The sequence below is a fragment of the Streptomyces sp. NPDC000348 genome (assembly GCF_042898795.1).
Classification (GTDB): Bacteria; Actinomycetota; Actinomycetes; order Streptomycetales; family Streptomycetaceae; genus Streptomyces.
Map to the genome: position 1 here is coordinate 125,817 of NZ_JBIAZD010000020.1, position 21,366 is coordinate 147,182.

At 70.3% G+C, this 21,366-nt stretch carries 17 protein-coding genes; 13 read left to right on the plus strand and 4 right to left on the minus strand.

What is annotated here, in order from left to right; all coding sequences use genetic code 11:
* Positions 1 to 231 precede the first annotated feature (231 nt).
* On the minus strand, positions 232 to 996 hold the full coding sequence (locus tag ACFY3N_RS30670) for an IclR family transcriptional regulator (RefSeq protein ID WP_390820040.1): 765 nt from the start codon (positions 994 to 996) through the stop codon (positions 232 to 234).
* Between the two features lie 299 nt (positions 997 to 1,295).
* Between ACFY3N_RS30670 and metH the strand changes: the two genes are divergently transcribed.
* The 4 genes from metH to ACFY3N_RS30690 all read left to right on the plus strand — a co-directional run bounded on the left by metH (position 1,296) and on the right by ACFY3N_RS30690 (position 9,319).
* The gene (gene metH / locus ACFY3N_RS30675) at positions 1,296 to 4,808 is read left to right on the plus strand and encodes a methionine synthase (RefSeq protein ID WP_390820041.1); all 3,513 of its coding nucleotides are present in this window, start codon (positions 1,296 to 1,298) and stop codon (positions 4,806 to 4,808) included.
* Between the two features lie 108 nt (positions 4,809 to 4,916).
* The gene (locus tag ACFY3N_RS30680; protein ID WP_390820042.1) at positions 4,917 to 5,618 is read left to right on the plus strand and encodes an HAD family hydrolase; all 702 of its coding nucleotides are present in this window, start codon (positions 4,917 to 4,919) and stop codon (positions 5,616 to 5,618) included.
* A gap of 446 nt (positions 5,619 to 6,064) precedes the next feature.
* Complete coding sequence (locus ACFY3N_RS30685; RefSeq protein ID WP_390820043.1) at positions 6,065 to 7,672, plus strand: ABC transporter substrate-binding protein; 1,608 nt, start codon at positions 6,065 to 6,067, stop codon at positions 7,670 to 7,672.
* A 63-nt stretch (positions 7,673 to 7,735) separates the two neighbouring features.
* Positions 7,736 to 9,319 carry an ABC transporter substrate-binding protein gene (locus ACFY3N_RS30690; protein ID WP_390820044.1) on the plus strand — a complete coding sequence of 528 codons (1,584 nt, stop codon included), beginning with the start codon at positions 7,736 to 7,738 and terminating at the stop codon, positions 9,317 to 9,319.
* Between the two features lie 69 nt (positions 9,320 to 9,388).
* Here ACFY3N_RS30690 and ACFY3N_RS30695 read toward each other — a convergent pair whose 3' ends face one another.
* Positions 9,389 to 10,060 (minus strand): response regulator, encoded by a 672-nt coding sequence (locus ACFY3N_RS30695; protein ID WP_390820045.1) that lies wholly within the window; start codon positions 10,058 to 10,060, stop codon positions 9,389 to 9,391.
* A gap of 14 nt (positions 10,061 to 10,074) precedes the next feature.
* Positions 10,075 to 10,998, minus strand: a complete 924-nt coding sequence (locus ACFY3N_RS30700) for a RecB family exonuclease (RefSeq protein WP_390820046.1) — start codon at positions 10,996 to 10,998, stop codon at positions 10,075 to 10,077.
* A gap of 307 nt (positions 10,999 to 11,305) precedes the next feature.
* On the opposite strand from ACFY3N_RS30700, the gene ACFY3N_RS30705 reads away from it, so the two are divergent.
* The 3 genes from ACFY3N_RS30705 (at position 11,306) to ACFY3N_RS30715 (ending at position 14,640) form a co-directional block, all read left to right on the plus strand.
* The gene (locus ACFY3N_RS30705) at positions 11,306 to 12,859 is read left to right on the plus strand and encodes a site-2 protease family protein (protein WP_390820047.1); all 1,554 of its coding nucleotides are present in this window, start codon (positions 11,306 to 11,308) and stop codon (positions 12,857 to 12,859) included.
* Between the two features lie 59 nt (positions 12,860 to 12,918).
* Positions 12,919 to 13,821, plus strand: a complete 903-nt coding sequence (locus ACFY3N_RS30710; RefSeq protein WP_073933638.1) for a tRNA (adenine-N1)-methyltransferase — start codon at positions 12,919 to 12,921, stop codon at positions 13,819 to 13,821.
* Between the two features lie 237 nt (positions 13,822 to 14,058).
* Complete coding sequence (locus ACFY3N_RS30715; RefSeq protein WP_390820048.1) at positions 14,059 to 14,640, plus strand: hypothetical protein; 582 nt, start codon at positions 14,059 to 14,061, stop codon at positions 14,638 to 14,640.
* 79 nt (positions 14,641 to 14,719) lie between these two features.
* On the opposite strand, the gene ACFY3N_RS30720 is transcribed toward ACFY3N_RS30715, so the two are convergent.
* Positions 14,720 to 15,025 (minus strand): ferredoxin, encoded by a 306-nt coding sequence (locus ACFY3N_RS30720; RefSeq protein ID WP_390820049.1) that lies wholly within the window; start codon positions 15,023 to 15,025, stop codon positions 14,720 to 14,722.
* A 245-nt stretch (positions 15,026 to 15,270) separates the two neighbouring features.
* On the opposite strand from ACFY3N_RS30720, the gene arc reads away from it, so the two are divergent.
* The 6 genes from arc (at position 15,271) to prcA (ending at position 21,116) form a co-directional block, all read left to right on the plus strand.
* Positions 15,271 to 17,037, plus strand: coding sequence for a proteasome ATPase (gene arc / locus ACFY3N_RS30725; protein WP_390820050.1), 1,767 nt, complete (start codon positions 15,271 to 15,273; stop codon positions 17,035 to 17,037).
* 234 nt (positions 17,038 to 17,271) lie between these two features.
* Positions 17,272 to 18,783 carry a depupylase/deamidase Dop gene (gene dop, locus ACFY3N_RS30730; protein ID WP_390820051.1) on the plus strand — a complete coding sequence of 504 codons (1,512 nt, stop codon included), beginning with the start codon at positions 17,272 to 17,274 and terminating at the stop codon, positions 18,781 to 18,783.
* Between the two features lie 178 nt (positions 18,784 to 18,961).
* The gene (locus ACFY3N_RS30735; RefSeq protein WP_390820052.1) at positions 18,962 to 19,180 is read left to right on the plus strand and encodes a ubiquitin-like protein Pup; all 219 of its coding nucleotides are present in this window, start codon (positions 18,962 to 18,964) and stop codon (positions 19,178 to 19,180) included.
* Positions 19,181 to 19,315: 135 nt separating this feature from the next.
* Positions 19,316 to 19,492, plus strand: coding sequence for an endonuclease domain-containing protein (locus ACFY3N_RS30740; RefSeq protein ID WP_390820053.1), 177 nt, complete (start codon positions 19,316 to 19,318; stop codon positions 19,490 to 19,492).
* Positions 19,444 to 20,289, plus strand: coding sequence for a proteasome subunit beta (gene prcB / locus ACFY3N_RS30745; protein WP_390820054.1), 846 nt, complete (start codon positions 19,444 to 19,446; stop codon positions 20,287 to 20,289). The genes ACFY3N_RS30740 and prcB overlap by 49 nt, the downstream gene beginning before the upstream one ends.
* 68 nt (positions 20,290 to 20,357) lie before the next feature.
* Positions 20,358 to 21,116 carry a proteasome subunit alpha gene (gene prcA / locus ACFY3N_RS30750; protein WP_390820055.1) on the plus strand — a complete coding sequence of 253 codons (759 nt, stop codon included), beginning with the start codon at positions 20,358 to 20,360 and terminating at the stop codon, positions 21,114 to 21,116.
* The last annotated feature ends 250 nt before the right edge of the window (positions 21,117 to 21,366 follow it).

The window sequence follows — 21,366 nt, forward strand, 5'->3', positions numbered from 1 at the left end:
CTCTAACTCGTATTGCCGGTAGGTGTTCGACAATGCCGACCGATGGACGGGAGTCTTTCCCGGCACCCTGCGGCCGTCAAGAGTTTGGTTGTCGAAAACGCGATCGTTATCGATCGCCCCGAGTTGCCGATCTTCGCGGGGGTTGCGCAGGCTCGCGCCCGGTATGTCTCCCCCGGGGGCACGACTGCGGCCGGGACGCCGTACGGCGTCCCGGTACCCTCCGCGTCCTGCTCAGAACCGCCCGGCGCCCAGGTCCCGCGACACCGCACGGGCGCAGTCCCGCACGGCCGCGATCAGCTCGGGCCGCAGCTCGCCGTCCCGGCGCAGCCGCTCCACCGCTCCCGTGATGCCCACCGCGCCCACCGGCATGCGCCGCCGGTCGTGGATGGGGGCGGCGACGGCGGCGACGCCCTCCCAGGTCTCCTCCACGTCCGCCGCGTAGCCCCGCGCGCGGGTGAGGTCGAGGATGTGCTCGAAGCCCTCCGGATCGCACACCGTGCGGTCGGTGAAGGCCTTGCGTTCGGACTCCAGGGCCTCGCTGTGGGCCACCGGGTCGTAGGCCGACAGCACCTTGCCCAGGGCCGTGGAGTGCAGCGGCTGCATGGCCCCTATCTCCAGGACCTGCCGGCTGTCGTCCGGCCGGAAGACGTGGTGCACGATCAGCACGCCCTGCTGGTGCAGCACGCCGAGGTAGACGCTCTCGCCGCTGGAGCGGGCCAGGTCGTCCGTCCACACCAGGGCGCGTGCCCGCAACTCGTGCACGTCGAGATAGGTGGTGCCCAGACGCAGCAGCTCGGCGCCCAGCTGGTAGCGCCCGGAGGCGTCGTCCTGCTCGACGAACCCCTCCTGCTGGAGCGTGCGCAGTATGCCGTGGGCGGTGCCCTTGGCGAGGCCCAGCGACGAGGCGATGTCCGACAGGCCGAGCCGTCGCTCGCCGCCCGCGAGCAGCCGCAGCATCGCTGCCGCCCGTTCGAGCGACTGGATGTTCCGTGCCATCGCCGTACTGCCTCCGTCCCCTTCGGCCGTCGACCCACAACGCGCCGCTGCCGCCGTTCGGCAATGTCGAACACTACCGGTCCATGCCGACCTCTCGCTAATGATCGGCCGTGATCGGTTCCGCCACTGGTACCCCGCGCGTCGGCCGTCGGCCATCATCGTCCGTCCCGTGGACGCCCTGAACATCGGGGAGCGGTCCCGGATACCCTGGCGAGGTGCGCTCAGCCGGGGACGCTCCGTGAGGGATTCCCGGGCAGCCGCAAAGCCGACAGCCGTCGCACCCAGAGGGAGCCCTTTCCATGGCCTCGTTGCCGCCGACCCCTTCCACCGACAGCCGGACCCGCGTGTCCGCCCTCCGTGAGGCGCTCGCCACCCGAGTGGTGGTCGCCGACGGAGCCATGGGCACCATGCTCCAGGCCCAGGACCCCACGCTCGAGGACTTCCAGAACCTCGAGGGCTGCAACGAGATCCTGAACCTGACGCGCCCGGACATCGTCCGTTCGGTCCACTCCGAGTACTTCGACGCCGGGGTCGACTGCGTCGAGACGAACACCTTCGGCGCCAACCTCACCGCCCTGGGCGAGTACGACATCCCGGAGCGCGTCGCCGAGCTGTCCGAGGCGGGCGCCCGCCTCGCCCGCGAGACGGCCGACGAGTACGCCGCGCGGGACGGCCGCACCCGCTGGGTGCTGGGCTCGATGGGACCCGGCACCAAGCTGCCCACCCTCGGCCACACCACCTTCGGCGCCATCCGGGACGCCTACCAGCGGAACGCCGAGGGCCTGCTCGCGGGCGGCGCGGACGCGCTGCTGGTGGAGACGACCCAGGACCTGCTGCAGACCAAGGCCTCCGTGATCGCCGCCCGCCGCGCGATGGAGACCGCCGGGTTCGAGGTCCCGCTGATCGTGTCGGTCACGGTCGAGACCACCGGCACCATGCTGCTCGGCTCCGAGATCGGCGCCGCGCTCACCGCGCTGGAACCGCTGGGCATCGACATGATCGGCCTGAACTGCGCCACCGGCCCGGCCGAGATGAGCGAGCACCTGCGCCACCTGGCCCGCCACTCCCGCGTCCAGCTGTCCTGCATGCCCAACGCCGGCCTGCCGGAGCTCACCAAGGACGGCGCCCGCTACCCGCTGTCCCCGGGAGAGCTGGCGGACGCCCAGGAGAACTTCGTCCGGGACTACGGCCTGTCCCTGGTGGGCGGCTGCTGCGGCACCACGCCCGAGCACCTGCGGCAGCTCGTGGAGCGCGTGCGCGACCTCGCCCCGACGGAGCGCGACCCGCGCCCGGAACCCGGCGCGGCCTCCCTCTACCAGGCCGTCCCCTTCCGCCAGGACACCTCCTACCTGGCGATCGGCGAGCGGACCAACGCCAACGGATCGAAGAAGTTCCGCGAGGCGATGCTCGAGGGCCGCTGGGACAACTGCGTGGAGATGGCCCGCGAGCAGATCCGCGAGGGCGCGCACATGCTGGACCTGTGCGTGGACTACGTGGGCCGTGACGGCGTCGCCGACATGGAGGAACTGGCCGGACGCTTCGCCACCGCCTCCACCCTGCCCATCGTCCTCGACTCCACCGAGGTCGACGTCATCCGGGCGGGGCTAGAGAAGCTCGGCGGCCGCGCGGTGATCAACTCGGTGAACTACGAGGACGGCGCCGGCCCCGAGTCCCGGTTCGCCCGCGTCACCCGCCTCGCCCAGGAGCACGGCGCCGCCCTGATCGCGCTCACCATCGACGAGGAGGGCCAGGCCCGCACCGCCGAGAAGAAGGTCGAGATCGCCGAGCGGCTGATCGACGACCTGACCGGCAACTGGGGCATCCGTGAGGAGGACATCCTCGTCGACTGCCTGACCTTCACCATCTGCACCGGTCAGGAGGAGTCCCGCAAGGACGGTCTGGCCACCATCGAGGGCATCCGCCTGCTGAAGGAGCGCCACCCGCGGGTGCAGACCACCCTCGGCCTGTCGAACATCTCCTTCGGCCTCAACCCGGCCGCCCGCATCCTGCTGAACTCGGTCTTCCTCGACGAGTGCGTCAAGGCCGGCCTGGACTCGGCGATCGTGCACGCGTCGAAGATCCTGCCCATCGCCCGCTTCAGCGAGGAGGAGGTCCGCACCGCCCTGGACCTCATCTACGACCGCCGCAGCGAGGGCTACGACCCGCTGCAGAAGCTGATGGCGCTGTTCGAGGGTGCCACCGCCAAGTCCCTCAAGGCGGGCAAGGCCGAGGAGCTGGCCGCGCTGCCCCTGGAGGAGCGGCTCAAGCGCCGCATCATCGACGGCGAGCGAAACGGCCTGGAGGCCGACCTGGACGAGGCCCTCGAGACCCGCAGGGCCCTCGACATCGTCAACGACACCCTCCTGGACGGCATGAAGGTGGTCGGCGAGCTGTTCGGCTCCGGCCAGATGCAGCTGCCGTTCGTGCTCCAGTCCGCCGAGGTGATGAAGAACGCGGTGGCGCACCTCGAGCCGCACATGGAGAAGACCGACGAGGCGGGCAAGGGCACCATCGTGCTGGCCACCGTGCGCGGCGACGTGCACGACATCGGCAAGAACCTGGTCGACATCATCCTGTCGAACAACGGCTACAACGTCGTCAACCTGGGCATCAAGCAGCCGGTCTCCGCGATCCTGGAGGCGGCCGACGAACACAGGGCCGACGTCATCGGCATGTCCGGGCTGCTGGTGAAGTCCACGGTGATCATGAAGGAGAACCTGGAGGAGCTCAACCAGCGCGGCCTGGCCGCCGACTACCCGGTGATCCTCGGCGGCGCCGCCCTCACCCGCGCCTACGTCGAGCAGGACCTGCACGAGATCTACCAGGGCGAGGTCCGCTACGCCCGCGACGCCTTCGAGGGCCTGCGCCTGATGGACGCCCTCATCGGCATCAAGCGCGGTGTGCCCGGCGCCCGGCTGCCCGAACTGAAGCAGCGCCGGGTCCGCGCGGCCACCGTGGAGATCGAGGAGCGGCCCGAGGAGGGGCACGTCCGCTCCGACGTCGCCACCGACAACCCGGTCCCCGCCCCGCCCTTCTGGGGCACGCGCGTGATCAAGGGCATCCAGCTCAAGGAGTACGCGAGCTGGCTCGACGAGGGAGCCCTCTTCAAAGGCCAGTGGGGTCTGAAGCAGGCCCGCACCGGCGACGGGCCCACCTACGAGGAGCTGGCCGAGACCGAGGGCCGGCCGAGGCTGCGCGGACTGCTCGACCGGCTCCAGACGGAGAACCTGCTGGAGGCCGCCGTGGTGTACGGCTACTTCCCGTGCGTCTCCAAGGACGACGACCTGATCATCCTGGACGAGCAGGGCAACGAGCGCACCCGCTTCACCTTCCCGCGTCAGCGCCGCGGCCGCAGGCTGTGCCTGGCGGACTTCTTCCGCCCGGAGGAGTCCGGCGAGACCGACGTGGTCGGCCTCCAGGTGGTCACGGTCGGGTCGAGGATCGGCGAAGAGACCGCCCGGATGTTCGAGGCCAACGCCTACCGCGACTACCTGGAGCTGCACGGGCTCTCCGTGCAGCTGGCGGAGGCCCTCGCCGAGTACTGGCACGCGCGCGTGCGCTCCGAGCTCGGTTTCGCGGGCGAGGACCCGGCCGCGATGGAGGACATGTTCGCCCTGAAGTACCGGGGTGCCCGCTTCTCCCTCGGCTACGGCGCCTGCCCCGACCTGGAGGACCGCGCCAAGATCGCCGCCCTGCTCGAACCCGAGCGCATCGGCGTGCGGCTCTCCGAGGAGTTCCAGCTGCACCCCGAGCAGTCCACGGACGCCATCGTCATCCACCACCCGGAGGCCAAGTACTTCAACGCCCGCTGAGGCTCCACCGGGCGTTCGCGGTCCGCGCGACGTACACTGGTCGGTCCATCACAGGCCGGTTCCCCCCGGGGGAACCGGCCTGGTCGTCCCTGTGAAGGAGGTACGTGGATGACCAGTACGGTCCCCGCGCTCGGAACCCCTATGGCCGAGGGCTCGGCCCTGCAGGCCGTGCTCCTCGACATGGACGGCACCCTGGTGGACACCGAGGGCTTCTGGTGGGACGTCGAGGTCGAGGTCTTCGCCTCCCTCGGCCACACCCTCGACGACTCCTGGCGCCATGTCGTGGTCGGCGGCCCCATGACCCGCAGCGCGGGGTTCCTGATCGAGGCCACCGGTGCCGACATCGGCCTCCCCGAGCTGACGGTGCTGCTCAACGACGGCTTCGAGGACCGTATCGACCGTGCCCTGCCGCTGATGCCGGGCGCCGCGCGACTGCTCGCCGAGCTGTTCGAGTACGAGATCCCCACGGCGCTCGTCTCCGCCTCCCACCGGCGCATCATCGACCGGGTGCTGACCACGCTGGGCCCCCAGCACTTCGCGCTGTCGATCGCCGGCGACGAGGTGCCGCGCACCAAGCCGCACCCCGACCCGTACCTCGCGGCCGCCGCCGGGCTCGGCGTGGACCCCGTGCGGTGCGCCGTCGTCGAGGACACCATGACCGGTGTCGCCGCCGCCGAGGCGGCGGGCTGCCAGGTCGTCGCGGTGCCCTCGGTGGGCCCGATCACCCCGGCCGCCCGGCGCACGGTCGTCCCCTCCCTGGAAGCCGTGGACCTGACATTCCTGCACGGCGTGATGACGGAAATGCGCTAGGCGTTCACCCAGCGCAGCGGTGTTACCGCCGGAATTCCCGCCACGCGGTTCCACGGGCCCGGACGCATGCGCCCGAAAGAATTCGACCCGCTTGCCGGTGGCCGAATCCCAGCATCGTCGAGGCCCCTTTCACATGTGAGGTTCATCACGTGAAAGGGGGTCGACAACGATGTCCTCCTGTGCCTTCCGCAGCATGTCGTAGGTCATCGGTGCGCCCTTGTGTCCTGATTCATGAGAAGCTGCACCAATCCTTCCCGGGTCGCCTTTACCGGTGCGTTCACACCCGGTTCCACTGCGTGATGTGCCTTCAACTCCGGCGGCTGCGAACCCTCCTGCGGGCGCGGACTAATCTCATCGCGAGAACCTCGCCCCCATCCCCGTGATCCCGCAGCAACAACCCCCGCGTGCCGGACGCACGGAGTCGACAGTCCTGGAGAAACTCGAGCATGAACCGCAAGACTTTGGTGCTGGCGGCCGCGATGGGCCTGCTCTCGCCGGTGCTCGCCGCCTGCGGCGACACCGAGGGTGGGAGTGGAGACGGCGAAGCGATCGTCGTGGGCACCACGGACCGGTTCACCGCATCCCAGGAGGACGGCCCCGCGCCCCTCGACCCGGCCTGGGCCTATGACGTCGGTTCCTGGAACATCCTGCGGCAGACCGTGCAGACCCTGATGGTCCAGCCCCGGGGCGACGGCGAGCCGGTGCCCGAGGCCGCCGAGTCCTGCGGATTCACCGACGCCGGCAACGAGCGCTACAGCTGCACCCTGCGCGACGGCCTGAAGTTCTCGAACGGCGACGCGATCACCGCGGAGGACGTGAAGTTCTCCATCGAGCGCGCCCTCTCCATCGAGGGCGACAGCGGCGTGTTCGCGCTGCTGTCCACCATCGACACCGTCGAGACGCAGGGCGACCGCGAGGTGATCTTCCACCTCAAGAGCGCCGACGCCACCTTCCCGTACAAGCTGTCCACCCCGGTCGCGGGCATCGTCAGCGCGGACGCCTACGACAAGGGCAAGCTGCGCGAGGGCTTCGAGATCGACGGCTCCGGCCCGTACACCTTCAAGGGCGAGGTCGAGGGCGACACGCTGGTCAGCGCCACCTTCACCAAGAACCCCTCCTACAAGGGCGCGCTGAAGGTGAACAACGACAAGGTCGAGATGCTCTCCTACGACAGTGCCGACGCCATGGGCGAGGCGCTGAAGAAGGGCGACATCGACATGGCGACCCGAACCATGTCGCCGGAGCAGATCCAGGAGCTCGGCAACGCCACCGACGACGAGATCGAGCTGGTCGAGTCGCCCGGTCTGGAGATCCGGTACCTGGCGTTCAACACCGAAGCCGCCACCGTGAAGGACAAGGCCGTCCGCCAGGCGATGGCCCAGATCATCAACCGCAGCGAGCTGGTCGGCAACGTCTACGGCTCCCAGGCCGAGCCGCTGTTCTCGATGGTCCCCGCCGGTGTCACCGGTCACACCAACGCGTTCTTCAACACGTACGGCGAACCGAGCGTGGCCAAGGCCCGCGCGGTGTTGGAGGAGGCCGGCGTCAGCACCCCGGTGAAGCTGACGCTGCACTACACGCACGACCACTACGGCCCCGCCACCAAGGGGGAGTTCGAGCAGCTGAGCAAGCAGCTCAACGACAGCGGTCTGTTCGAGACCGACATCAAGAGCGAGACCTGGAACAAGTTCAAGACCGCCGCTCAGAACGAGAAGTACGACGTCTACGGCATGGGCTGGTTCCCCGACTACCCGGACGCCGACGCCTTCACCGCCCCCTTCCTGGGCGAGGACAACTTCCTCAGCTCGCCCTACGCCAACCCCAAGATCATCAAGGAGCTGATCCCCGAGTCGCGCCGCCAGGCCGACCGGCTGTCCGCCTCCGGCAGCCTCTCGGAGATCCAGGACATCGTCGCCGAGGACGTCCCGCTGATCCCGCTGTGGCAGGGTAAGCAGTACGTCGCCGCCCGCGACGGCGTCACCGGCACCGCCTACGCGCTCAACTCCTCCTCGACTCTTCAGCTGTGGGAGCTCGCGCGCGGCGTCAGCGAGTGACGAAACCGCACGAACCCGGACCGGTGGCGCGGTCCGGGCAGCAAGAACGACAAGGCATAGCACGTGAATTTGCGTAACCCGTGGCCAGTCCTGCCCATCGTGGCGGGGCTGGCCTCCGGCCTGTTGACCGGTTGTGGCACCGAGAGCGGCGGCGCGGGGGCCAACGGCTCCGACGTCGTGGTGGGGATGTCGGACGACGTCCTGTCCACCGACCCCGCCTCCGGCTACGACCCCGGCTCCTGGCTGTTGTTCAACAACGTCTTCCAGTCGCTGCTCAGTTTCCCCAAGGGCGCCACCGAGCCGCAGCCGGACGCCGCCGAGAGCTGCGGCTTCGCGGACGCCGGCACCACCGTCTACAGCTGCACGCTGCGGGACGGACTGAAGTTCAGCAACGGTGACCCGCTCACCTCGAAGGACGTGAAGTTCTCCTTCGACCGCATGTTGAAGATCAACGACCCCGACGGGCCCGCGGTCATGTTCCCCACACTGGAGAAGGTCGGCACCCCCGACGAGAAGACGGTCGTCTTCGAACTCAACACCCCCGACGCCACCTTCCCCAGCAAGATCGCGTCCGGCGCGGGGTCCATCGTCGACCACCGCGAGTACGACGCCGACGGACTGCGCGAGGACGGGGAGGCGGTCGGCTCCGGCCCGTACCGGCTGGACTCGTTCGCCAACGACCGTGCCGTCTTCTCCGCCAACGAGCACTACCGGGGCGCCGCCGAGACCAAGAACTCCGGCGTGACCCTGGAGTTCTTCCACGGGGACCAGAACGCCCTGAAGAAGGCCGTGCAGGACGCCGAGGTCGACGTCGCCTACCGCGGCCTCACCGCCGAGGCCGTCAACGAGATCGAGCGGGCCGACGACGGCACCGGCGGCATCGAGGTCGTCGAGGGCAGCAGCGCCGAGGTCCAGCACCTGGTCTTCAACATGGACGACCCGGTCGCCGGAAGGCTCGGCGTGCGCCGCGCCATCGCCCATCTGATCGACCGTGACGCCCTCGTCCGGGACGTCCACCAGGGCACGGCCGGCCCGCTGTACTCGATCGTCCCGGCCGGCATCGCCGGCCACAGCACCGCCTTCTTCGACACCTACGGCGCCCGCCCCTCCAGGGCCGGGGCCGCCGCGGCGCTGGAGGAGGAGGGCATCACCGGCAAGGTGAAGCTGACCCTGTGGTCCACCCCGTCCCGCTACGGCCCGGCCACCGACCAGGAAATGAAGGCGATCGCCGGACAGCTCAACGCCAGCGGACTCTTCGACGCCGATGTCGAGTCGGTCCCCTTCGCCCAGTACGAGAAGGACATCGCGGCCGGCGAGTACGGCGTCTACGTCAAGGGCTGGGTGCCGGACTACCCGGACGCCGACAACTTCACCGGACCCTTCTTCGGCGAGGGCAACGTGCTGGACAACAACTACGACGGCGGCACGATCACCGAGACGCTCCTCCCGCGCACGGCCGCCCAGAGCGACCGCTCCGCCACCGACGAGGACTTCGGCCGGATCCAGGACGTCGTCGCCGAGGACGTCCCCGTCCTCCCGCTCTGGCAGGCCAAGCAGTACGCGGTCGTCCAGGACGGCGTGTACGGCCTGGAGTACTGCCTCGACGCCTCGACCGTGTTCCGGTTCTGGGAGCTGAGCAAGAGCTGACGCCGTGGTGCGGCGGGGGCGCCCTCCCCGCGGGGAGGGCGCCCCCGCCGCACCGGGGACCGCGTCGCGCTACTGCGCGCCGGGACGCACCAGACCGCTCTCGTAGGCGTACACCGCCGCCTGGACCCGGTCGCGCAGCCCCAGCTTGGTCAGGACGTGGCCGACGTGCGTCTTGACGGTGGTCTCGCTGACGAACAGATCGGCGGCGATCTCCGCGTTGGACAGCCCGCGCGCCACCAGCTTCAGCACCTCGACCTCACGCTCGGTCAGCGTGTGCAGGGTGTCCGGCACCGGCTCGTCACCGGACGGCAGATGCGTGGCGTACTTGTCCAGCAGCCGGCGCGTGATGCTCGGCGCGAGCATCGCCTCCCCGGCGGCCACCACACGGATCGCCTGCACCAGCTCGCCTGCCGGGGCGTCCTTCAGCAGGAAGCCGCTGGCCCCCGCCTTCAGCGCCTCCACCACGTACTCGTCGAGATCGAACGTCGTCAGCACCAGCACCTTCGCCGGCCCGTCCCGCTCGGGCCCGGTGATCTGCCGGGTCGCCTCCACCCCGTCCATCCGCGGCATGCGGATGTCCATCAGCACCACATCGGGCTGCAGTGCCCGCACCTGGTCCAGGGCCTGGAGGCCGTCTCCGGCCTCGCCGACGACCGCGATGTCCTGCTCGGCCTCCAGAATCATCCGGAACCCGGTACGCAGCAGCGGCTGGTCGTCGACCAGTAGGACGCGGATGGCCACCTGAGTCTCCTTCGCTAGTCCGGCCCCATTCTGCCCTGTTGGGCCCCGCCGGACTCGGGCGCCCTCACCGGGAGGGGGTACGGCGGGGGAGTGCCGCCGAACTCCGGGCAGTGCGCCCGGTGGTCGCACCAGCCGCACAGCTTCGTGGGACGCGGACGCCAGACACCCGTCTCGGTCGCCAGCCGGATCGCGTCCCACAGCGCGAGCAGCTTGCGCTCCACCCGCTCCAGATCCGCGAGCACGGGGTCGTAGGTCAGCACGTCACCACTGCCGAGGTACACCAGCTGGAGCCGGCGCGGGATCACCTTCTTCAGCCGCCACACCACCAGGGCGTAGAACTTCATCTGGAACAGCGCGCCCTCGGCGTACTCCGGACGGGGCGCCTTGCCCGTCTTGTAGTCGACGATCCGCACCTCGCCGGTGGGCGCGACGTCCACCCGGTCGATGATGCCGCGCAGTCTGAGTCCGGAGTCCAGCTCCGCCTCGACGAACAGCTCCCGCTCGGCGGGCTCCAGCCGGCTCGGGTCCTCCAGCGAGAACCACCGCTCGACCAGCCTCTCCGCCTCCGCCAGCCAGCGCGCCAGCCGCTCGCCCTCCGGATCGTCGGCGAATAGCTCCACGACCTCCGGCCGACTCTCGCGCAGCCGGTCCCACTGACCCGGGACCAGCGACTTCGCCCGGGGCACGGTGCGGTCGGCGGCCGGGGCGTCGAAGAGGCGCTCCAGCACCGCGTGCACCAGCGTGCCCCGGGTCGCCGCCTCGCTCGGCTTCTCCGGCAGCCGGTCGATGACCCGGAACCGGTACAACAGCGGGCACTGCATGAAGTCGCTCGCACGTGAGGGGGACAGTGAGGCGGGCGGTACGGCGGTGACGGCCCCCGCGCCCACTGCGCCCCGGCCGCCACCGGCCTGCTCCCCGGCCCCGATGCTCGTCTCCATACCCACAGACCTTACGGCCCGCCACTGACAGAGCGTGCACCGCCGACGGCGCGGAGGGGCCCCGGGGCGGGGCGGGCCGGCTGCGCGCCGGTACGGGGACGGACACCCCCGACGGGGCCCCGGCCCGTCCACCGGCCGCGGGCGCTGCGCGTGACGGCGGGGAGACGAAGGGAGAGGAAGGCAGAGGAGGGGAAGGAGGGGAAGAGACAGGGTGCCGGGGCGGAACGCGCGGTGCGGTCCGCATACCATCGACACGAGACCCTCCCGTCCGGCAGGCGCGGGAGACGCAGCGAACGAGGGGACACCGGTGGACGCAAGCGGCGGGCACGGACAGCCGCGACCCGGCAACGACGAGTCGCCCGACCACACGGGCCCTCGGCCCCCGGTCACCCCTGAGCCCGGCCGCCCTGCCGACGGCCCCGCGGACGAGTCCGCCGCCGACCGTCCCGACGGCACCCCCGCGCGTCCCCGGCCCCCGGCCACCGGCCGGGACCACCCCTCCCCCCAGCCGGCTCCCCGGACTCCGGACACCGGACCCGGCGGGCCTCCCGCCTCCACCGACGAGCGGGGCGGTCACGGACCCGGCGAGCCCTCCGCGTCCGCGGGCGGGCCCGGCGAAGAGCGGGGGGCCCCGCGGGCCGGCGCCGGCGGAGGACGCCCGCTCGCGCACTCCGGTGCCGGTCAGGCGCCGCCGCAGCGGCCGCCGGAGCCGCAGCGGGGCGGGCTGCTGATGGGGCGCCCGTTCGGAGTGCCCGTGTACGTGGCACCCAGCTGGTTCCTCGTCGCCCTCCTCATCACCTGGGTGTTCGGCGGACAGATCGACCGCGTGCTGCCCGAGCTCGGCGCCGCCAGCTACCTCGTCTCCCTGTTCTTCGCGGTCGCCTTCTACGCCTCCGTACTGGTCCACGAGCTCGCCCACACCCTCGCCGCCCTCCGCTTCAAACTCCCGGTGCGCCGCATCCAGCTCCAGTTCTTCGGCGGCGTCTCCGAGATCGAGAAGGAGGCCGAGACCCCCGGACGCGAGTTCGTGCTGGCCTTCGTCGGCCCCCTGCTCTCCCTCGTCCTGTCCGGCCTGTTCTACCTCGCGCTGCTGGCCGTCGACCCCAGCAGCGTTCCCGGCGTCCTGCTGGCCGGCCTGATGGTCTCCAACCTCATCGTGGCCGTCTTCAACCTGCTGCCCGGCCTCCCCCTGGACGGCGGCCGCATGCTCCGCGCCGTCGTCTGGGCGATCAGCGGCAAGCCGATGACCGGCACCGTCGCCGCCGCCTGGGTCGGCCGCGCCCTCGCCGTCGCCGTCCTGATCGGCCTCCCGCTGCTCACCCAGTCCGGCGCCCTCGGCTCCGACGCCGTGGACAACGTGGGCATGGACACCGTCCTGGACGCCCTGCTCGCCGCCATCCTCGCCGCGATCATCTGGACCGGCGCCGGCAACAGCCTGCGCATGGCCCGGCTGCGCGAGCACCTCCCCGAGCTGCGCGCCCGCAACCTCACCCGCCGCGCGGTGCCCGTCGAGACCGACACGCCCCTCTCCGAGGCCCTGCGCCGGGCCAACGCCGCGGGCGCCCGCGCCCTGGTCGTCGTCGACCCCGACGGCGTCCCCCTCTCCCTGGTCCGCGAGGCCGCCATCGTCGGCGTGCCCGAACACCGCCGCCCCTGGGTACCGGTCGGCGGACTCGCCCAGGACCTCACCGACGGCATGCACGTCTCCGCCGAGCTCGCCGGGGAGGACCTCCTGGACGCCCTGCGCGCCACCCCGGCCACCGAGTACCTGGTGGTCGAGGACACCGGTGAGATCTACGGCGTCCTGTCCGCGGCCGACGTCGAGCGGGCCTTCGTGAAGGCGATGGCGCGGCCCAGCTGAACCTCCCGCCCGCACCGGCGGTGGTCGGCGCCCCCTCCCGGGACGGGTAGGCTGTTCACATGTCCGAACCGACCGGTGCCGCCCGCAGGCGCGGGCCCTTCAAGGTCGGGGACCAGGTTCAGCTGACCGACCCCAAGGGCCGCCACTACACGTTCACGCTCGAGGCCGGGAAGAACTTCCACACCCACAAGGGTTCCTTCCCCCACGACGAACTGATCGGTGCTCCCGAGGGCAGCGTTGTCCGCACCACCGGGAACGTCGCCTACCTCGCGCTGCGCCCCCTGCTCCCCGACTACGTCCTGTCCATGCCCCGCGGGGCGGCCGTCGTCTACCCCAAGGACGCGGGGCAGATCCTCGCCTTCGCCGACATCTTCCCCGGCGCGCGCGTCGTCGAGGCCGGCGTCGGCTCCGGCTCGCTCAGCAGCTTCCTGCTGCGCGCCATCGGCGACCAGGGCATGCTGCACTCCTACGAGCGCCGCGAGGACTTCGCCGACATCGCCCGGCAGAACGTCGAGCGCTACTTCGGCGGCCCGCACCCCGCCTGGCAGCTCACCGTGGGCGACCTCCAGGACAACCTGTCCGACACCGACGTCGACCGCGTCATCCTCGACATGCTCGCCCCCTGGGAGTGCCTGGAGGCGGTCTCCAAGGCGCTCGTTCCCGGCGGCATCCTGTGCTGCTACGTCGCCACCACCACCCAGCTCGCCCGGACCGTCGAGTCCATCCGGGAGATCGGCTGCTTCAACGAGCCGACCTCCTGGGAGACGATGATCCGCAACTGGCACATCGAGGGCCTGGCCGTCCGCCCGGACCACCGGATGATCGGCCACACCGGCTTCCTGCTCACCGCCCGTCGCCTCGCCGACGGCGTCGAGCCGCCCATGCGCCGCCGCCGCCCCGCCAAGGGCGCCTACGGCGAGGACTACGCCGGCCCCAACGCCGACGGAGGCGCCGCCCGCTGACGCGGCCCGCCGCCCCCACAACGGACAGGCGCCGTGGCGCAGTTCCCCGCGACGGCGGGGAACTGCGCCACGGCGCCTTCACCTTGACCCGACGACCCGGCCGACGGCACGGAGAGCGTAAATCTTCCGTGTTCCCCCGCACCGGAACCGCACACCCCCGCCGTTCCCTCCGTACTGTGACGTGTGGCACGATGCTGGCCACCCCCACCGGCACAGCCCTCACAGGAGACACTCCTAGTGCAGCCTTCCGCCGTTCCGGAGCTCGCCCACACGCACACCCGGCCCATCCACTGGGTCGCCACCGCCACGGCTCTCGCCGGTGTCGTGGCCCTCTCCTCGGTCCTGGGCCCCGACGCCGCGACCGCGGCGGCCCCGGCGCCCGGACCCCGCACGAAGAGCGCCCCGGCGCGCACCGCCCCGCCCGACCCGGGGGCCGTCGAGTTCCCCCTCGACTGCGGCCCGGTGGAGGTGGTGGTGAAGAAGAAGGCCTTTGGTGACCTCGACGGCGACGGCCGCCCGGAGACGGTGGCCGTCGTCCACTGCGACTCCCCGATGGGTACCCCGCCCGACGGCGTGTACGTCCTCACCGGGGCCGCCGGCGGCACCGAACCGCGCGTGGTCGCCACCCTCGTCGACCCCGGGGACCGCACCAACGTCGGTGACCTCGCCGTGCGTGACGGCGAGGTCACCGCCGAACTCTTCGGCTACTCCTCCGCCGACGTGCCCAGTTGCTGCCCCGATGTGCGCGAGGACGTGAAATGGCGGTGGGAGGACGGCTCGTTCGTGCGGTCCGCCCCGTCCGGCGCCAGGAGCGTATGACCCGCGCGCGGGCGTGCGACGGGGCGCACACCCCGGCGGGTGAGGGATCGGGCGGCCGTGACGCGTCGTATCGAAACGATCACCCGGCGTCCGGCCCGTACACTTCGGCGCCGTCCGAAACCCGACGGACGTGGATGCACTCGCCCGGACACTCCTTCGCCGAGTCGACCACGTCCGTGAGGAGCGGCAGCGGCACGGGCGTGGTCGCCCCCTTGTCCTGCAACAACTCGTCCTGCGGGCTCTTCACATAGGCCAGACCGTCGATGTCCAGCTCGAACACCTCGGGCGCGTACTGGGCGCAGATGCCGTCTCCGGTACACAGGTCCTGGTCGATCCAGACCTCCAGGGCCTCGCCGCCGACTCCGGCCTCCTGCTGCACGCTCATCTCTCCTGCCGTTTCCTGCGTCGAACCGAACGGGAATCCGGCCAGCTCTGACGGGTGTTGAACACTTCGACCCTACCTTCGCCTGGGTTCCAATCATCTTCGGTGGGTATTCCCCTGGCGTGAGGGAGAGCGCAAGGGTGAAGATCGGACACACCCCGACCGTCTTTGTGATCTAGGGGTTTCAATCGACACCCGCCCAGGTAGGGTCTGGAAGCGTCCAGCTCCCCTTGGAGGAGGTGAGGACCGTGGCAGCCCACGACGACGACATGAACCGCGGCATCCGCCCGGGACGCGGGTCCGACGACCCGGCCGGGCAGATTGCCTACCTTGAGCAGGAGATCGCCGTCCTGCGACGCAAGCTCGCCGACTCTCCGCGACACACGAGGATTCTCGAAGAGCGGATCGTCGAGCTGCAGACCAACCTGGCCGGCGTGTCCGCCCAGAACGAACGACTCGCCGGCACGCTCCGTGAGGCCCGCGACCAGATCGTGGCCCTCAAGGAGGAGGTCGACCGGCTCGCACAGCCCCCGGCCGGCTTCGGTGTCTTCCTCACGGCGAACGAGGACGGCACGGCCGACATCTTCACCGGCGGCCGCAAGCTGCGGGTGAACGTCAGCCCCGGAGTGGAGCTCGACGAGCTCCGGCGCGGCCAGGAGGTGATGCTGAACGAAGCGCTCAACGTGGTCGAGGCCATGGAGTTCGAGCGCGTCGGCGACATCGTCACCCTCAAGGAGATCCTCGAGGACGGCGAGCGGGCCCTGGTGGTCGGGCACACCGACGAGGAGCGGGTGGTGCGGCTCGCCGAGCCGCTGCTGGACGTCACCATCCGCCCCGGCGACGCCCTGCTCATGGAGCCCCGCTCCGGATACGTCTACGAGGTCGTCCCCAAGAGCGAGGTCGAGGAACTCGTCCTCGAGGAAGTCCCCGACATCGGCTACGAGCAGATCGGCGGCCTCGGCGGCCAGATCGAGGCCATCCGCGACGCGGTCGAGCTGCCGTACCTCTACCCGGACCTGTTCAAGGAGCACGAACTGCGGCCGCCCAAGGGCGTGCTGCTCTACGGGCCCCCCGGATGCGGCAAGACGCTCATCGCCAAGGCCGTCGCCAACTCGCTGGCCAAGAAGGTCGCCGAGGTCACCGGCCAGGCCGCCGGCAAGAGCTTCTTCCTCAACATCAAGGGTCCCGAGCTGCTGAACAAGTACGTCGGCGAGACCGAGCGGCAGATCCGCCTGGTCTTCCAGCGGGCCCGGGAGAAGGCCAGCGAGGGCACCCCCGTCATCGTCTTCTTCGACGAGATGGAGTCCCTCTTCCGCACCCGTGGCTCCGGCGTCAGCTCGGACGTGGAGAACACCATCGTCCCGCAGCTGCTCGCCGAGATCGACGGCGTGGAGGGCCTGCAGAACGTGGTCGTGATCGGCGCCTCCAACCGCGAGGACATGATCGACCCCGCCATCCTGCGGCCCGGCCGGCTGGACGTGAAGATCAAGATCGAGCGTCCGGACGCCGAGGCGGCCCAGGACATCTTCGGCAAGTACCTCACCGAACGCCTCCCGCTGCACGGCGACGACCTCTCCGAGCACGGCGGCGACAAGGCCATGACGGTCCAGAGCATGATCCGGACCGCCGTGGAACAGATGTACGCCGAATCCGAGGAGAACCGCTTCCTGGAAGTCACCTACGCCAATGGCGACAAGGAAGTCCTCTACTTCAAGGACTTCAATTCCGGCGCCATGATCGAGAACATCGTGGGCCGCGCCAAGAAGATGGCGATCAAGGACTTCCTGGAGAAGAACCAGAAGGGCCTGCGCGTCTCCCACCTGCTCCAGGCCTGCGTGGACGAGTTCAAGGAGAACGAGGACCTGCCCAACACCACCAACCCGGACGACTGGGCCCGGATCTCCGGAAAGAAGGGCGAGCGGATCGTCTACATCCGTACGCTCATCACCGGAAAGCAGGGCGCGGACACCGGACGCTCCATCGACACGGTGGCGAATACCGGTCAGTACCTGTAAAAGCCAGGGCGGCTGCGGGTGCCCTCGGCGGGGTACCCGCAGCCGACTGTTTTTCCGGGGCCACGGCTGGAGCACAGCAATGACGCAAATGATCTCCCCACCAGCGCAAAGGCGTTCTAGGCTCTTCCGTACCGCCAAGTCGCGCAGTGCGGGGACGGGCACCGCACACGCACCGGAGCGCCGGCGGTACAGCAGCGCCCCCGACCGGGGACGCCGCCGGGCAAGGAGGGCCGCATGACCGTACGGCGAGTAATGGGTATCGAGACGGAGTACGGCATCTCCGTCCCCGGCCACCCCAACGCCAATGCCATGCTCACCTCGTCCCAGATCGTGAACGCCTACGCGGCGGCGATGCACCGGGCCCGCCGGGCCCGCTGGGACTTCGAGGAGGAGAATCCGCTACGGGACGCGCGAGGCTTCGACCTCGCCCGTGAGGCCGCCGACACCAGCCAGCTCACCGACGAGGACATCGGCCTGGCCAACGTCATCCTCACCAACGGCGCGCGGCTCTACGTGGACCACGCCCATCCGGAGTACAGCGCCCCCGAGGTCACCAACCCGCGCGACGCCGTCCTCTGGGACAAGGCCGGCGAGCGGATCATGGCCGAGGCGGCGGAACGGGCCGGCCAGCTCCCCGGCGCCCAGCCGATCCACCTGTACAAGAACAACACCGACAACAAGGGCGCGTCCTACGGCACGCACGAGAACTACCTGATGAAGCGGGAGACCCCCTTCTCGGACATCGTGCGCCACCTGACGCCGTTCTTCGTCTCCCGCCAGGTCTTCACCGGAGCGGGCCGCGTCGGCATCGGCCAGGACGGCCACGAGCACGGCTTCCAGCTCAGCCAGCGGGCGGACTACTTCGAGGTCGAGGTGGGCCTGGAGACGACGCTGAAGCGCCCGATCATCAACACCCGGGACGAGCCGCACGCCGACGCGGAGAAGTACCGGCGGCTGCATGTGATCATCGGCGACGCGAACCTGTCCGAGATCTCGACGTACCTGAAGCTGGGCACGACGGCGCTGGTGCTGTCCATGATCGAGGACGGCTTCATCGCGGTGGACCTCGCGGTGGACCAGCCGGTGCGGACGCTGCACCGGATCTCGCACGACCCCTCCCTGAAGCGGCTCGTCACGCTGCGCAGCGGCCGCACGCTGACCGCGGTGCAGCTCCAGATGGAGTACTTCGAGCTCGCCCGCAAGTACGTGGAGGAACGCTTCGGGGCCGACGCCGACGAGCAGACCAAGGACGTCCTCGCGCGCTGGGAGGACACGCTCACCCGGCTGGAGAACGATCCGATGAGCCTGGCCGGCGAGCTGGACTGGGTGGCCAAGCGGGAGCTCATGGAGGGCTACCGGCGCCGGGACGGCCTGGACTGGGACGCCGCCCGGCTGCACCTGGTGGACCTGCAGTACGCCGACGTACGCCCCGAGAAGGGCCTGTACAACCGTCTGGTGGCCCGGGGGCGGATGAAGCGGCTGCTGGACGAGGGAGAGGTCGAGCGGGCCCGTACGAAGCCTCCGGAGGACACCCGGGCGTACTTCCGCGGGCGCTGTCTGGAGCAGTACGCGGACGACGTCGCGGCGGCCTCCTGGGACTCGGTGATCTTCGATCTGCCGGGCCGGGACTCGCTGCAGCGGGTCCCAACCCTGGAGCCGCTTCGCGGAACGCGTAATCACGTCAAGGAGCTCCTGGACCGCTGCCGTACGGCGGAAGACCTGGTCAGGGTGTTGTCGGGGAGCTGAGCGGGTACCGGGGTACCCCGGGAAGGGCCGGCCGGACAGGGTGGAAAACGCCCGGTCCGGGAATCATCGAGGTGGCCCCCGTACGTTGGAGCAACTGCGGGGGCACGGTCGGACCCGGCTTGTAGGGTCTGATCTTGACCGAGCAAGTGTGTCGGGCGAACCGAGCGGGGTGAGGGTGATGGCGACCAAGGACACCGGCGGCGGACAGCAGAAGGCCACCCGGTCCACGGAGGAGGCCGAGGAGCAGGCGGCGGAAGCGCAGGCTTCGGAGGACCTCAAGGAGCGTCAGGAAAAGCTGAGCGAGGACGTGGACGACGTCCTGGACGAGATCGACGACGTGCTCGAGGCCAACGCCGAGGACTTCGTTCGAAGCTTCGTGCAGAAGGGCGGTCAGTAACCTTCGCATCGAAGGTTGCGGGGGCGTCCGGGGTGAGAGCCGAAGACGGCGTGGGGCGCTGTCCGTGGTGCGGGATGAGCCGGCCGCGGGCAGCGTTCGCGCTGCGGGAGCCGCCCGAAAGCCTCCGCCGTATATGTGGATCATTGCCGCGGGACGGGTAGGGTCCGTGGCGTACTGTGCTTCAACTGCGATTCGGCCATCGGCACGTTGGGAGACGATCCCGACGCCGTTCGTCGGGCAGCCGCCTACCTGGAAGGAACTTCGTGGAAGCGAACACTCGTCACACCGGGCGTCTGCCGGCCGCCTTCCTGACGCCCGGATCCTCCTCCTTCATGGACTTCCTCTCCGAGCACCAGCCGGAACTGCTGCCGGGCAAGAGGTCGTTGCCGCCCGTCAAGGGCGTGATCGAGGCGCCGCACGGCACGACGATCGTGGCCGTCACGTTTCCCGGCGGGGTCGTGCTCGCCGGTGACCGGCGGGCCACCATGGGGAACGTCATCGCGCAGCGGGACATCGAGAAGGTGTTCCCCGCGGACGAGTACTCGGCGGTGGGGATCGCCGGCACGGCCGGGCTGGCCGTGGAGATGGTGAAGCTGTTCCAGCTGGAGCTGGAGCACTTCGAGAAGGTCGAGGGCGCGCAGCTGTCGCTGGAGGGCAAGGCGAACCGGCTTTCGACGATGATCCGTTCGAATTTGGGCATGGCCATGCAGGGACTGGCCGTGGTTCCGCTGTTCGCCGGGTACGACGTGGACCGGGAGAAGGGGCGGATCTTCTCCTACGACGTCACGGGCGGGCGTTCCGAGGAACAGGGGTACGCCGCCACGGGTTCCGGGTCGATCTTCGCGCGCGGTGCGATGAAGAAGCTGTTCCGGGACGACCTGAGTGAGGCCGAGGCCACCACGCTGGTGGTGCAGGCGCTGTACGACGCGGCAGACGACGACTCGGCGACCGGCGGTCCCGATGTCGCCCGCCGGATCTACCCGATCGTCACCGTGATCACCGACGACGGCTTCCGCCGGCTCACCGAGGACGAGGCGTCCGACATCGCCCGGTCGGTGCTGGAGCGGCGGCTGGAGCAGCCGGACGGTCCGCGGGCCTCGCTGCTGTAGTCGCGGCGCGAGCGGTTCGGTTGTTTCAGGGTGGTCCAGTGACTTCGACAGAAAGGGACGGATAACCGGTGTCGACGCCGTTCTATGTCTCACCCCAGCAGGCGATGGCGGACCGGGCGGAGTACGCCCGCAAGGGCATCGCCCGTGGCCGCAGCCTTGTTGTGCTGCAGTATGCCGACGGGATCGTGTTCGTCGGTGAGAACCCGTCCCGTGCGCTGCACAAGTTCAGCGAGATCTACGACCGGATCGGGTTCGCCGCGGCCGGTAAGTACAACGAGTACGAGAACCTGCGGATCGGCGGCGTGCGCTACGCCGACCTGCGGGGTTACACCTATGACCGGGACGATGTGACAGCCCGGGGCCTGGCGAACGTGTACGCGCAGACGCTGGGGACGATCTTCTCGAGCGTGGGGGAGAAGCCGTACGAGGTGGAGCTGGTGGTGGCCGAGGTCGGGGAGACCCCGGACCAGGACCAGATCTACCGGCTGCCGCACGACGGGTCCATCGTGGACGAGCACGGCTCGGTGGCGGTGGGGGGCAACGCGGAGCAGATCAGCGGGTACCTGGACCAGCGGCACCGGGACGGGATGACGCTGGCGGAGGCGTTGAAGCTGGCGGTGCAGTCGCTGTCCCGCGACACCAACGGCAGTGAGCGGGAGATTCCCGCGGAGCGGCTGGAGGTGGCGGTGCTGGACCGTACGCGCCCGCAGAAGCGCAAGTTCAAGCGGATCGGCGGGCGGCAGCTGGCGCGCCTGCTGGAGGCGGGCGGTGCGGAGACGGCCTCCGAGGCGGAGGCCGACACGGAGTCCGGCGGGGACGTCGAGTAGCCCTCGACCGGGGGCGGCGTCCGGTCCGGTGGTGTGCCCTGCGGCGCGGCGTCCGGTCCGGTGGGGGTGGGCGTGGCGCCCGGGGCTTCGGCGGGGTGCGGGTGGGGTGCCTGCGGTGCGTCGGTCCGGTGGGGGCTTGGGTGGCGCCCGCTGTCCGGTGGGTGGGTCGGGGCCGGGTCGGGGGGGGGGGGGGGGGGGGCCCCGCGGGGGGCCGGGGGGGGGGGGGGGGGGGGGGGGGGGGGGCGCCGCC